General features: G+C 59.4%; 12 protein-coding genes. 8 read left to right on the top strand and 4 right to left on the bottom strand.

Annotated features, from left to right (window positions below):
• Positions 1-59: 59 nt before the first annotated feature.
• Complete coding sequence (purU, locus tag E4O98_RS27350) at positions 60-908, bottom strand: formyltetrahydrofolate deformylase (RefSeq protein ID WP_005790961.1); 849 nt, start codon at positions 906-908, stop codon at positions 60-62.
• A gap of 350 nt (positions 909-1,258) precedes the next feature.
• Here purU and mvaT point away from each other — a divergent pair, with 350 nt between their 5' ends.
• On the top strand, positions 1,259-1,633 hold the full coding sequence (mvaT, locus tag E4O98_RS27345; RefSeq protein ID WP_005790963.1) for a histone-like nucleoid-structuring protein MvaT: 375 nt from the start codon (positions 1,259-1,261) through the stop codon (positions 1,631-1,633).
• A gap of 90 nt (positions 1,634-1,723) precedes the next feature.
• Here the strand turns inward: mvaT and sbcB are convergent, their stop codons facing one another.
• Positions 1,724-3,151, bottom strand: coding sequence for an exodeoxyribonuclease I (sbcB, locus tag E4O98_RS27340; RefSeq protein ID WP_248136771.1), 1,428 nt, complete (start codon positions 3,149-3,151; stop codon positions 1,724-1,726).
• A 167-nt stretch (positions 3,152-3,318) separates the two neighbouring features.
• Here sbcB and E4O98_RS27335 point away from each other — a divergent pair, with 167 nt between their 5' ends.
• The 6 genes from E4O98_RS27335 to E4O98_RS27310 are packed head-to-tail and all read left to right on the top strand — an operon-like array spanning position 3,319 to position 9,986.
• Positions 3,319-4,011: an RDD family protein gene (locus tag E4O98_RS27335; protein WP_248092586.1), complete on the top strand. Its 693-nt coding sequence runs from the start codon at positions 3,319-3,321 to the stop codon at positions 4,009-4,011.
• Positions 4,008-4,988, top strand: coding sequence for a stage II sporulation protein M (locus E4O98_RS27330; RefSeq protein WP_148852635.1), 981 nt, complete (start codon positions 4,008-4,010; stop codon positions 4,986-4,988). The genes E4O98_RS27335 and E4O98_RS27330 overlap by 4 nt, the downstream gene beginning before the upstream one ends.
• Complete coding sequence (locus E4O98_RS27325; protein WP_248092584.1) at positions 4,975-6,504, top strand: DUF4129 domain-containing protein; 1,530 nt, start codon at positions 4,975-4,977, stop codon at positions 6,502-6,504. The genes E4O98_RS27330 and E4O98_RS27325 overlap by 14 nt, the downstream gene beginning before the upstream one ends.
• Positions 6,501-7,658: a DUF4350 domain-containing protein gene (locus E4O98_RS27320; RefSeq protein ID WP_248136769.1), complete on the top strand. Its 1,158-nt coding sequence runs from the start codon at positions 6,501-6,503 to the stop codon at positions 7,656-7,658. The genes E4O98_RS27325 and E4O98_RS27320 overlap by 4 nt, the downstream gene beginning before the upstream one ends.
• Complete coding sequence (locus E4O98_RS27315; protein ID WP_248136767.1) at positions 7,655-8,650, top strand: MoxR family ATPase; 996 nt, start codon at positions 7,655-7,657, stop codon at positions 8,648-8,650. The genes E4O98_RS27320 and E4O98_RS27315 overlap by 4 nt, the downstream gene beginning before the upstream one ends.
• A 7-nt stretch (positions 8,651-8,657) precedes the next feature.
• Complete coding sequence (locus E4O98_RS27310) at positions 8,658-9,986, top strand: DUF58 domain-containing protein (RefSeq protein ID WP_248136765.1); 1,329 nt, start codon at positions 8,658-8,660, stop codon at positions 9,984-9,986.
• A gap of 9 nt (positions 9,987-9,995) precedes the next feature.
• Here E4O98_RS27310 and E4O98_RS27305 read toward each other — a convergent pair whose 3' ends face one another.
• Both E4O98_RS27305 and E4O98_RS27300 read right to left on the bottom strand, forming a co-directional pair.
• On the bottom strand, positions 9,996-10,355 hold the full coding sequence (locus E4O98_RS27305; protein WP_032881230.1) for a PilZ domain-containing protein: 360 nt from the start codon (positions 10,353-10,355) through the stop codon (positions 9,996-9,998).
• A 223-nt stretch (positions 10,356-10,578) separates the two neighbouring features.
• Complete coding sequence (locus E4O98_RS27300; protein WP_103734699.1) at positions 10,579-10,953, bottom strand: hypothetical protein; 375 nt, start codon at positions 10,951-10,953, stop codon at positions 10,579-10,581.
• A 176-nt stretch (positions 10,954-11,129) separates the two neighbouring features.
• Here E4O98_RS27300 and pyk point away from each other — a divergent pair, with 176 nt between their 5' ends.
• The gene (pyk, locus tag E4O98_RS27295; protein ID WP_005790976.1) at positions 11,130-12,581 is read left to right on the top strand and encodes a pyruvate kinase; all 1,452 of its coding nucleotides are present in this window, start codon (positions 11,130-11,132) and stop codon (positions 12,579-12,581) included.
• Positions 12,582-12,604: the final 23 nt, after the last annotated feature.

The raw sequence follows: 12,604 nt of genomic DNA, 5'->3' as shown, positions 1-12,604 counted from the left end.
AAAAAGGGCCTGAGGAGTTTTACTCCCAGGCCCCTGCTTATTCAACCAAACCCGAACGATCAGAACACCACGGTCTTGTTGCCGTGTACCAATACCCGATCTTCCAGGTGGTAACGCAGGCCACGGGCCAGCACCATCTTCTCGACGTCCCGGCCAAACCGCACCATGTCTTCGATGCTGTCACTGTGGCTGACACGCACCACGTCCTGTTCGATGATCGGGCCGGCGTCCAGCTCTTCGGTGACGTAGTGGCACGTCGCGCCAATCAATTTCACGCCGCGCAGGGAAGCCTGGTGATACGGCTTGGCCCCAACAAACGATGGCAAGAAACTGTGATGGATATTGATCACCTTGCCGGCGTATTCGCGGCACAGTTCAGGTGGCAGGATCTGCATATAGCGCGCCAGCACCACCACATCCGCTTCGTGCTGCTTGACCAGGCGCGAAACCTCGGCGAATGCCGGCTCCTTGTCCTGCGGGTTGACCGGTACGTGGTAGTACGGGATGCCATGCCACTCGACCATGCTGCGCAGGTCGTCATGGTTGGAGATCACGCAGGCGATCTCGCAGTCCAGCTCGTCGCTGTGCCAACGGTGCAGTAGATCTGCCAGGCAGTGGGATTCGCGGCTGGCCATCAGCACCACGCGTTTTTTCTGTTCCGTGTCGGTGATGTGCCAGGTCATCGAAAACTCTTCAGCGATGGGCGCAAACGCCTCGCGGAAAGCTTCCAGGCCAAAGGGCAGCGTATCGGCACGAATTTCGTGACGCATGAAAAACCAACCGCTGAGATCGTCCGAGTGATGGCTCGCCTCGGTGATCCAACCATTGTGGGAAGCCAGAAAGTTACTGACCTTGGCAACGATGCCAACCCGGTCCGGGCAAGCAATCACCAGCCGAAAAGTGCGCATTAGGGGGAAACTCCAGAACTTCGCAAAGGCCGCTATTCTAGCGATTGCGCAGAAAAACTGCAGTATTCCTTGCGCCTTATTCTGCAGCCGCCTGGTGGCAACAGCCCTTAATAGCGTAAGGCTTTACCATCGCTATATGACCGTACAACGGCACGCCCAGACAGTTAGCGAAAAATTAAGGTATTTATCTTTCGGCGTAACGGCTGCCAATTAACACTTTTGCATCGCTTTGCCACAAACATTCAATCTGCTTCACATAAATATTTTCTTAAATGTTTACTTGGTGAAATTGCCTGACTATTATTAGGCCACTCACCCTGTCAATCAGCGTTCTACATAAGGTAGTCCACATGTCCCTGATCAACGAATACCGCGCCACCGAAGAAGCAATCAAAGAGCTGCAAGCCCGTTTGAAGAACCTGTCCCAAGACGACAAGCTGCAAACCGAGCTGGAATTCGAAGGCAAACTGCGCACCCTGATGGGTGAATACTCCAAATCCCTGCGTGACATCATCGCGCTGCTGGATCCAGAGTCGAAAGTTAAAGCGCCGCGCGGCGCTGTAAAAACTACCGGCACCAAGCGTGCTCGCAAAGTCAAGCAATACAAAAACCCGCACAACGGCGAAGTGATTGAAACCAAAGGTGGCAACCACAAAACTCTGAAAGAGTGGAAAGCCAAGTGGGGCGGTGACGTAGTTGAAGGTTGGGCGACTCTGCTGGGCTAAGCCTGGTCGGACGTTCACCCGATACGCTACACATTAAAAACGCCAGCTTGCTGGCGTTTTTTATTGTCTGAATACTCAGCAATTACCGGCCTACAGGCTCAGGCGGGCCGCTAAAGAATCGGCATACTCCTGCCATTGATCCAGCACCTGGCACTGAAATGAGGTGGCACTAAGCGCCAACTCCTCGCGCGCCTGCTTAAATGCCATCAGGGTATTCGGTGCTCCCCACTGCGGATCTGACAAACGTTGCCGACAGAAAAGTCTCCAGCGTTGTTGTTCCTCTGTATTCAAGGTTTCAGGGAAGTTACGTGCGCGATAGCGAAATAATAATTCCGGCAAACGATGATCATCGAACGGCCACGATTGATGTGCTAATTGGGCGGGCTCTGCCATGCGAACTTGTTCACATAACCGGCGATCCCGATCGCCAATAAAACCATCGTAGAGCTGCTGCTCCGGGTCTGCATTCGAGGCAAAGTCTTCCTCGGCGTAAATGGCCGCCAACTTGTCGCGCCAAACTTCCTGTGCGTCAGTTAGCCGCAGCGCCCGCGCCTGATAGGTGTTCATATCCAGTTGCAGACGCTCGCGGTCTTGCGCACGCAACACCTTCAACGGTGCTACCACCGGGCAGCGGTTGATATGCAACAACTTGAGGGGCACCGGCAGTTCACCGTCCGCCAACTCATCACGGCGCGTATAGAGGCGCTCGCGCAAGGTCTGTGCATCCAGGTCCAGCAACCCCTGTGGGTCGAGCCCAAGGTCGCAGACGATCAACGCATTGCGGTTGCGCGGGTGCCAGGCCAGGGGCAAGACCACGCCCAGGTAATGGCGCTCGGCGGAAAAACGCCCGGAGATATGCACCATTGGTTGCAACAACCGCACCTCATCCATAACTCGCTGCTTGCTGCGCAGTTGAAATAACCACTCGTACAGCCTGGGCTGCTTTTGCCGAACCAATCGCGCCAGGGCGATGGTTGCACGCACATCAGATAACGCATCGTGTGCCTGACCATGGTCGATACCATTGGCGTGGGTCAGCCGCTCCAGCTTGAGCGTCACGCGCCCGTCCTGCTCAGGCCAGATAATGCCCTCCGGCCGCAGCGCATAGGCAGTGCGCATCACGTCGATCAAATCCCAACGGCTGTTACCGCCCTGCCACTCGCGCGCGTAAGGGTCGAAAAAATTGCGGTACAGGCTGTAGCGCGTCATTTCATCGTCAAACCGCAGCGTGTTGTAACCGGCGCCGCAGGTGCCTGGCACGGCCAACTCGGCGTGCACCCGGGTCATGAAGTCGGCTTCGGCAAGGCCCTTCTGTGCCAGGACGCCTGGCGTGATACCGGTGATCGCGCACGCAGCCGGATGGGGCAGAATATCGTCGCCGGGCTGACAATAAAGATTGATCGGCGCACCGACCTCGTGGAGTTCGAGATCGGTGCGAATACCGGCTACCTGGAGCGGGCGATCGTTGCGCGGGTTGATACCGGTGGTTTCATAGTCGTACCAGAAAATCGAGGTCACGGGCTATTCCTGTGCTGAAGACCGACAAAGTCTAGGCGCTGCAAGGTGCCTGGGGCCAGCGATACCTTTACTGTATAAATATCCAGCAAAACCTTGAGTGGTTGCTTCCAGCGTCGACACTGCTAGCATCCGTGTCTCCTAACCACTTTGCACTGCCAGGGATCGCAATGCCGCCAGCTCCTTTGGATACCCATTACCAAATCGAGACCCCGGAGGGGATCGACCTGCCCTTGCGCCCTGCCGGCCTGCCATGCCGGGCATTGGCTTTTGCATTCGACCTGGGTGTGCGTGGCATCATCATGGGCATCCTGCTGGTGCCCCTGGCGCTGCTGGGCAATATTGGCATCGGGCTGGGGTCGCTGCTGCTGTTCCTGGTGAGCTGGTGGTACATGGTGCTGTTTGAAGTGCTCAACCAGGGCTGCTCGCCGGGCAAGCAGGTCATGGGCCTGCGGGTGGTGCAGGATGACGGCACCCCGATTGGCTGGTCGGCGTCGCTGATCCGTAACCTGCTGCGCTTTGTCGACATGCTGCCTTTTGGTTATTTCCTCGGTGCGATCAGCTGCCTGCAACACCCGCACTTCAAGCGTCTGGGCGATCTGGCCGCCGGTACACTGGTGGTCTACCGCGAACTACCGCTGGTGCGCCCGCGTATCCCTCAAGCCGCCGCGCTGCGCCTGCCCTTTGCACTGGAGTTGAGCGAACAGCGGGCCATCCTCGGTTTTGCCGAGCGCCAGGCCGAGCTGTCTGCCGAACGCGTGCATGAACTGGCGGCGATCCTCGCCACGCCCCTGCAAGTGCCTCCGGCACGCGCCGTGGAGCAACTCAACGGTGTGGCCCGTGGCTTATTGGGGCCGACATGAAGCAGAGTCTTTTTGAAAGCCGCCACCAGCAGCAATGGCAAACCTTCGCGCAGCAACTTGAGCAGTTGGAGCAAGGCAAAGCCAAGGCTGGCGGAGTGGCTGACTTCCCTCACCAGTATCGACGCCTGTGCCAACACCTGGCCCTGGCCCAACAGCGTGGCTACAGCAGCTACCTGGTAGACCGGCTGCAGCAACTGGCGCTGCGCGGCCATCAACAGTTGTATCGTCATCGCAGCCAACTGGCGGCCAAGATGCTGGCGTTCCTGCTCGCCGATTTCCCATGCCTGGTACGCGAACAGTGGCGCTTCGTACTGATCGCCGGTCTGCTGTTCTTCGGCAGCCTGGTGGGCATTGCACTGCTGGTCTACCTGTTCCCCGACCTGATCTACAGCATCGTCAGCGCCCAACAGGTGGCCGAGATGCAGGGCATGTACGACCCCGCCGCCAGTCGTCTGGGGCGCGCTGCCGAGCGTGCAGCCAGCGAGGACTGGATGATGTTTGGCTATTACGTGATGCACAACATCGGCATCGCCTTCCAGACGTTTGCCGCCGGCCTGTTGTTTGGCCTGGGCAGCGTGTTCTTCCTGATTTTCAACGGCTTGGTCATCGGCGCTGTCTCAGGGCACCTGACCGACATTGGCTATGGTCAAACCTTCTGGTCATTCGTCATCGGTCATGGCGCATTCGAATTGAGCGCCATTGCGCTGGCCGGTGCCGCGGGTTTGCAATTGGGTTGGTCACTGATCGCTCCCGGGCGGCTGGCACGTAGCGAGGCCTTGCGCCTGGCAGCCCACAAAAGTGTGCGGATACTCTGCGGCGTCATGGTGTTTCTGCTGATCGCGGCGTTCATCGAAGCCTATTGGTCCTCCACCACCCACATCGAGCCCTGGCTCAAATACCTGGTAGGCACCGCGCTCTGGCTGCTGGTGGCCGTTTATCTGATCTTCGCCGGACGGACTCGCCATGCGCCTGACTGACGCCAGCGTGGTGATTCGCCCGCGTACTTCCTGGGAAGCCATGGACCTGGGCGTACTGATGGCCAGGGAACATCGTTTGCTGCTGATGGGCAGTTGGGCAATGGTGAGCCTGCCGGTGTTTATCTCGCTGACCGTGCTGCTGTGGAATTACCCGTCGCTGGCCATGTTTCTGTTCTGGTGGCTCAAGCCGGCCTTTGACCGCTTGCCGCTGTACATTCTTTCCAAAGCCCTGTTTGGCGAGCCCCCCCGTCTCAAACAGACCGTTCGCCAGTGGCCGCAACTGCTCAAGGGCCAACTGTTCGCCAGCCTGACCTGGCGACGCCTGAGCATGAGCCGCAGCTTTACGTTGCCGGTAGGTCAACTTGAAGGCCTGGAGGGTCAGGCGCGGCAACAGCGCCTGGGGATATTGCTGCAACGTAACGCTGGTGCCGCCCGCTGGCTGACCATTATCGGCGTACACCTGGAAATCGGCCTGTGGTTCGGCGCCATGGCGCTGTTCTATTTATTCATCCCGCAGCAGCTGGAAATGGATTGGGACTGGCAACGCCTGGCACTGGCAACCAGCCCGAACGTGCTGTGGCTGGAGCACCTGGGCAATGCCTTTTACGCGCTGATCCTGGTGTTCTGGGAACCCATCTACGTTGCCTGTGGTTTCAGCCTGTACCTCAATCGTCGTACGGCTCTGGAAGCCTGGGACCTGGAGTTGGTATTGCGCCGTTTGCGTCAGCGCCTGAGCAGTGCTGCGTCGCTGTTGTTGCTGGTCGTCGGGCTGACGCTCATACCGTTCAGCCCACCCGCCATGGCCGATGAATCAACGGGCCATAAGCCACTCAATACCCAGGCTGCCAGTCAGTCCATCAAGGCACTGCTGGACAAGCCGCCCTTCAAGAATCCCGAAACCGTCACCCGTTATCGGTTTGGTGAAGAAAAAACACCGGTTAAAAGCACAGCCCGTGGCGACGGTAAATTACCCGGTTGGCTCCAGGCCTTACTCGACAACCTCAACAGCGATACCTTCAAGCCCCTCGCCAAAACCCTGGAAATACTATTGTGGAGCCTGGTGATTGGTGGGCTGGCCCTGGTGGTGTGGCGTTACCGTGAGTGGCTACGCACCTTTGTCAGCCGCAGCCGGCGCGCCCGCCCTGCGACCGCCACACCTACCCCCGCTCAGTTGTTCGGGCTTGAGCTGGGGCTCGATACATTGCCGCAAGACATCGCCAGCGCCGCCGAACAACTATGGCCCACTCAGCCAAGGCAAGCCCTTGGCCTGCTGTATCGCGGCCTGCTCAGCCGGCTGCTGCATGAATTCGACCTGCCGCTCAAAAGCGCCGACACCGAAGGCCAGGTGCTGGAGCGCGTTCGACACTTGCAACAACCGCAGTTGCTGGCGTTCAGTGATGAACTGACGCGTCACTGGCAAAACCTCGCCTATGGTCATCGCCTGCCGCCCTCCTCGACCCAACAAAAGCTGTGCAGCGATTGGCGCGCTCTGTTCAATGACGGAGCCAGCCAATGAACCGGCCATTATTGTGGGTGGCGCTGCTGCTGGTGTGCCTGCTGGGCATGGGTGGCTTGTACGCCTGGCACAAGGCAATCCCCTATGACGAAGTGGTGGATCGCGGCCCATCGCCGGATGCACTCGCCAATCCTTATCTGGCCGCCGAGCATTTCCTGCACCAGCAAGGCCTGGTGGTGGAACGCGCCAACGGCCTTGAACGGCTCGCGGACCTACCCGCCAAAGGTCATAGCCTGTTGCTGCTGGGGGAACGCAGCAACATGACCCCGCGCCAGGTCGAGCAACTGCTGGGTTGGACAAACGCCGGCGGGCACTTGCTGCTGGTCGCCGAGGCATTGTGGGACGAGGAGACCAGCAAGAGCGGCGACCTGCTGCTTGATCGCCTTGATATCCACCAGGCTTTGAGCGAAACCTTCGACGAACCGGCGCCTGCCCGTAAACAGCCTGCGGCAGACCTGACCAGGCTTTATGTCGACAACGAAACCGCCCCGGCGTATTTCAGTTTTGACACCGACTTCAACCTCATCGACCCCAAACACCTGGCGCAGTTTTCCGCCAACAGCGCCCATTCAAGCCACCTGATGCAACTCAACCTGGGGCACGGCCGCGTCACTGTGATTACCGATAGCGACCTGTGGAAAACCCCGAGCATCGGCCAACACGATAACGCCTGGTTACTGTGGTACCTGACCCAGGAGACTGACGTCACCTTGCTGTTCAACAGTGAAACGGACGATCTGTTTACCCTGTTGATTCGATATTTCCCACAGGCCCTCGTCGCGCTTGCGGCACTGCTTGCCCTGGCGCTATGGCAGGCCGCCATGCGCCAGGGCCCGATCCAGGCACCAGCGCCCAAGGCACGTCGGCAGCTCCAGGAACATTTGAAGGCCAGCGCCGATTTCCTGCTGCGCCGCAGCGGCCAGGGCACCTTGCTGCAAGCCTTGCAGCACGACATCCTGCGCGCCGCCCGGCGACGCCATCCAGGCTTTGAGCATCTCGATACAGCAGAGCAGTGGCAGGTGCTGGAACACCTGACGCGACAACCCCCTCACATCATCAGCCAGGCGCTCGAACCACTGACGCAGAAACGGCTCTCCAGCGCCGACTTCAGCCGACAGGTTGCGTGCCTGCAAACCCTCAGGAATGCCTTATGAGCGACTCTCCAATGGCCACCGCCCTGACCACCGAGAACCTGCAACGTGCCAGCCAGCAAGCCCAGGCCCTGCGTGTGGAATTGCGCAAGGCAGTGATTGGCCAGGATCAGTTGATTGACGATGTGCTCACCGCCTTGATCGCAGGCGGCCATGTACTGCTCGAAGGCGTACCCGGGCTCGGCAAGACCTTGCTGGTACGTGCCCTGGCCCGATGCTTTGGCGGTGATTTCGCCCGTATCCAGTTCACCCCGGACCTGATGCCCAGCGATGTCACCGGCCACGCCGTGTACGACCTGCAGACCGAACAGTTCAAACTGCGCAAGGGGCCATTGTTTACCCACCTGTTGCTGGCCGACGAAATCAATCGCGCCCCGGCCAAGACCCAGGCAGCGTTGCTCGAAGCCATGCAGGAACGCCAAGTCACCCTTGAGGGCGAGGCATTGCCCATCGGCGAGCCCTTCATGGTGCTGGCGACCCAGAACCCCATCGAGCAGGAAGGCACCTACCCGTTGCCCGAGGCCGAGTTGGACCGGTTCATGCTCAAGGTCCGCATGGACTACCCCGACGCCCAACAAGAACTGGACATGGTCCGCGAAGTGACGCGCTCATCCAGGGCAGACATGCTGGATGTGCAGCCGTTGCGCACTGTGCTGCAGGCCGAGGATGTGGTGCTGATGCAGCAGATCGCCAGTGACGTGCCCCTGGATGAACAGGTGCTCGATTACGCTGTGCGCCTGGCGCGCGCCACACGCAGTTGGCCAGGACTGACCATCGGTGCCGGGCCCAGGGCCTCTATCGCCCTGGTACGCGGCGGCCGTGCCCGGGCGCTGTTGCGTGGTGCAGAATTCGTGACACCCGATGACATCAAGGGCTGTGCCCTGGCAGTGCTGCGGCATAGGGTACGCATCGCGCCGGAACTGGACATCGACGGCCTGGAGGTGGATCAGGTGCTCAAGCAGTTGCTGGATCAAGTAGCGGCGCCAAGGCAATGACACGCCCATGAAACCGACCCGTCTGCTCCTGATCTGGCTGGGTGTGCTGCTTGGCCTGAACACCTTGTTGGGCGCTTCCGTCGCGTTGCAGCTCAAGGTACCTGAAACCTTGCATTCAGTGGCCTGGGGCCTGCTGCTGGCTTTGCTGCTGGCGCTGCTGGATGCCGCACGCTTGCACCGTCGCCCCACGGTGCGCGTCCACAGGAAACTGCCCGGCAGCCTGGCGCTGGGCCGCTGGGAAGAAGTGCGCCTGAGCCTGGAGCACGACTTTCCTCAGCCACTGACCGTGCAGGTATTCGATCACGTGCCCGATGGCCTGAGTGTGGATAACCTGCCTCAATCCATTGAATTGCGCCCTGGCGAGCGCGGCGAGTTGGGCTATCGCGTTCGTCCCTTGCGACGCGGGCATTTCAGCTTCAGTCGCTGCGAACTTTGGCTGCCCAGCCCATTGGGGCTGTGGTCGGCACGGCGATGCATCGAAACCCACGACGCCACCCGGGTCTACCCGGATTTCGCCCGCTTGTATGGCGCGCAGTTGCTGGGTGTGGATAACTGGCTGAGCCAGTTGGGCGTGCGCCAACATCAACGCCGGGGATTAGGCCTGGAATTTCATCAACTGCGCGAGTTTCGTGAAGGCGACAGCCTGCGCCAGATCGACTGGAAAGCCACCGCCCGTCAACGCACACCGATCGCCCGGGAATACCAGGACGAGCGCGACCAGCAAATCGTATTCATGCTCGATTGCGGCCAGCGCATGCGCAGCCAGGATGCCGAGCTATCTCATTTCGACCACGCCCTCAACGCCTGCCTGCTCTTGAGCTACGTCGCCCTGAGACAGGGCGACGCCGTGGGGTTGTGCACCTTTGCCAGCGACCAACCGCGCTACCTGAAGCCGGTCAAGGGCAGTGGCCAGTTGAACACTTTGCTCAATGCTGTCTACGATCTGGAGGCCACCCGAAACACCGCCGACTATGAGGCTGCCGCCCATCAATTGCTGGCACGCCAAAAACGCCGGGCACTGGTGATCATCATTACCAACCTGCGGGACGAGGATGATGAAGCGCTGATGAGCGCCGTCAAACGAATCGGTAGGCAACACCGCGTACTGGTAGCCAGCCTGCGAGAGGAAATCCTCGATCAACTGCGCCAGGCCCCTGTGCAAACATTGCCCGAAGCACTGGCCTACAGTGGCACCGTCGATTACCTCAACAGCCGAAACCAACTCCATGATCGCTTGAGCGCTCATGGGCTTTCAGTATTGGACACGTTGCCTTCAGAAATGGGCGCCACGCTGGTGACGCGCTACCTGGGATGGAAAAAAGCCGGGGTTTTCTAACTGCTGTGTTCAGACGGAGGCCTGTTGAGGATCAAAGCTGAAGTACTGCAACAGGGCATCAATCAATTGCCTGTACTCTTCGGATGCATTCTGCACCCGGAACCCGGAGTCATAGTGCTGAGGATTGACATCCTCATGACTCCATAAACAGGTCGCTGTGAGATCAATCGTCTGAAATTCGCCTTGTGCCGTTGGTACTTTCAGGCACAGCTCAAAATCCACATTGATCATCATGGGTAATTGGCTGATCAACATCAGCCCGTTTTCAGACACATTGCCCAAAAAACCGATTGGTTTGTCGGTGATACGGTTGAACACCTGCAAAAAGTAAGGCAATTGATGCCGTTCGATCCGTCGCGCAGTAAACATGATGAAAGTCGCCATCCAATAGCCAAGAGTCTGACTGTGCCAGTGATTCGGAGCGAGCAACCGCTCGCTCTCCCTGGATCCCGGTTTGACAACAGGTACCGCTCGTCACCAGACAGCTGCCAAATCCGGGCCTTGCATCCATTCGAATGAAAACTTATACAAACAGACCTTCAAAGAATAGCCCAAGACTGGCAACGGGCCAGCCATGAAATGACAAATTTCATTACAACGACGCTGGCCGTGGTTTTGCGACGCCACCGCCCTGGTAATGCCCCAGCTGCTGCAAGGTATCGAGCCGGGCGCGAGCGCGGTAGGCATACTCGCTCGACGGGTATTGGCTGATGATGAACTGATAGGTTTGTGCGGCATCGACAAACAGTTTCTGCCGCTCCAGGCACTGCCCGCGCAACATCGAAACCTCCGGTTGCACATAGCGACGGGTACGGCTTTCACGATCGACCTGGGACAACTCCAGGGTGACACGTGCGCAGTCGCCCACCCCATAGGCACGGTAGGCGTTGTTCAAGTGGTGGTCCATCGACCAGCGGGTACAGCCGACAACACTGACGGCCAGGGCAGCAACAAGCAAAATTCGCATGGGGGTTCTCCTGTCTTGTGCAGTGTATCGACCCCCGGGCGAAAATCTTCAAGGCTGTTTGCCCATCCAACTGCAGCAAAAACAAAGGCAATCGTCGATAAGTAGTGCAAACGAACAATGACTACAACGAAAGAGCATAGTAGCCTTCCCCAGCGCTTGAACTCAGGAGTCTGTGCATGTCCGTCCGTCGTACCAAAATCGTCGCCACCCTTGGCCCGGCCAGCAACTCGCCGGAAGTCCTCGAACAGCTGATTCTGGCTGGTTTGGACGTCGCCCGTCTGAACTTCTCCCACGGCACCCCGGACGAGCACAAGGCTCGCGCCAAGCTGGTGCGTGACCTTGCCGCCAAGCATGGCCGCTTCGTCGCATTGCTGGGTGACCTGCAAGGCCCGAAAATCCGTATCGCCAAATTCGCCAACAAGCGGATCGAGCTGAAGATCGGTGACAAGTTCACCTTCTCCACCAGCCACCCGCTGACCGAAGGCACCCAGGACGTTGTCGGTATCGACTACCCCGACCTGGTCAAGGATTGCGGCGTCGGTGACGAACTGCTGCTGGACGACGGTCGCGTGGTCATGCGCGTCGACACTGCGACCCCGACCGAGCTGCACTGCACCGTGATCATCGGTGGCCCGCTGTCCGACCATAAAGGCATCAACCGCCGCGGTGGCGGCCTGACAGCGCCGGCCCTGACTGAAAAAGACAAGGCCGACATCAAGCTCGCCGCCGAAATGGAAGTCGACTACCTCGCGGTGTCCTTCCCTCGCGACGCCGCCGACATGGAATACGCCCGTAAACTGCGCGACGAAGCCGGCGGTACCGCCTGGCTGGTAGCGAAGATCGAACGTGCCGAAGCCGTGGCCGACGACGAAACCCTCGACGGTCTGATCAAGGCATCCGACGCCGTGATGGTTGCCCGTGGCGACCTGGGTGTGGAAATCGGTGACGCCGAGCTGATCGGTATCCAGAAGAAGATCATCCTGCACGCACGCCGCCACAACAAGGCGGTGATCGTCGCGACCCAGATGATGGAGTCGATGATCCAGAACCCGATGCCGACCCGCGCCGAAGTGTCCGACGTGGCCAACGCCGTGCTCGACTACACCGACGCCGTGATGCTCTCGGCTGAAAGTGCCGCCGGCCCGTACCCGCTGGAAGCCGTCCAGGCCATGGCACGCATCTGCGTCGGCGCGGAAAAGCACCCGACCAGCAAGACCTCCAGCCACCGCATTGGCAAGGTCTTCGAAAGCTGCGACCAGAGCATCGCCCTGGCAGCCATGTACACCGCCAACCACTTCCCGGGCGTTAAAGCGATCATCGCCTTGACCGAAAGTGGCTACACGCCGTTGATCATGTCGCGCATTCGCTCCTCGGTGCCAATCTACGCGTTCACCCCGCACCGCGAAGCCCAGGCCCGCGCGGCCATGTTCCGTGGCGTATACACCATCCCGTTCGACCCGGCATCGCTGGCACCGAACGAAGTCAGCCAGAAGGCTATCGACGAATTGGTCAAGCGCGGCGTCGTGGAGAAAGGCGACTGGGTCATCCTGACCAAGGGCGACAGCTACCACACCACCGGTGGCACCAATGGCATGAAGATCCTGCATGTGGGCGACCCACAGGTCTGAGTGACAGGCTGAAAAAACAAAAG

The sequence above is a fragment of the Pseudomonas sp. W2Jun17 genome, assembly GCF_023127795.1.
In the GTDB taxonomy this organism is placed as follows: domain Bacteria; phylum Pseudomonadota; class Gammaproteobacteria; order Pseudomonadales; family Pseudomonadaceae; genus Aquipseudomonas; species Aquipseudomonas synxantha_A.
The sequence above is the reverse complement of the archived record's forward strand: the minus strand, read 5'-3'. Positions and strand labels throughout refer to the sequence as shown.

Excerpts from the sequence above, each read along its gene's own strand:
- E4O98_RS27300 (WP_103734699.1), bottom strand. The coding sequence starts at position 10,953 with ATGCGAATTTTGCTTGTTGCTGCCCTGGCCGTCAGTGTTGTCGGCTGT.
- E4O98_RS27325 (WP_248092584.1), top strand. The coding sequence starts at position 4,975 with ATGCGCCTGACTGACGCCAGCGTGGTGATTCGCCCGCGTACTTCCTGG.
- purU (WP_005790961.1), bottom strand. The coding sequence starts at position 908 with ATGCGCACTTTTCGGCTGGTGATTGCTTGCCCGGACCGGGTTGGCATC.
- E4O98_RS27335 (WP_248092586.1), top strand. The coding sequence starts at position 3,319 with ATGCCGCCAGCTCCTTTGGATACCCATTACCAAATCGAGACCCCGGAG.
- E4O98_RS27320 (WP_248136769.1), top strand. The coding sequence starts at position 6,501 with ATGAACCGGCCATTATTGTGGGTGGCGCTGCTGCTGGTGTGCCTGCTG.
- E4O98_RS27315 (WP_248136767.1), top strand. The coding sequence starts at position 7,655 with ATGAGCGACTCTCCAATGGCCACCGCCCTGACCACCGAGAACCTGCAA.
- E4O98_RS27330 (WP_148852635.1), top strand. The coding sequence starts at position 4,008 with ATGAAGCAGAGTCTTTTTGAAAGCCGCCACCAGCAGCAATGGCAAACC.
- pyk (WP_005790976.1), top strand. The coding sequence starts at position 11,130 with ATGTCCGTCCGTCGTACCAAAATCGTCGCCACCCTTGGCCCGGCCAGC.
- E4O98_RS27305 (WP_032881230.1), bottom strand. The coding sequence starts at position 10,355 with ATGTTTACTGCGCGACGGATCGAACGGCATCAATTGCCTTACTTTTTG.
- E4O98_RS27310 (WP_248136765.1), top strand. The coding sequence starts at position 8,658 with ATGAAACCGACCCGTCTGCTCCTGATCTGGCTGGGTGTGCTGCTTGGC.
- mvaT (WP_005790963.1), top strand. The coding sequence starts at position 1,259 with ATGTCCCTGATCAACGAATACCGCGCCACCGAAGAAGCAATCAAAGAG.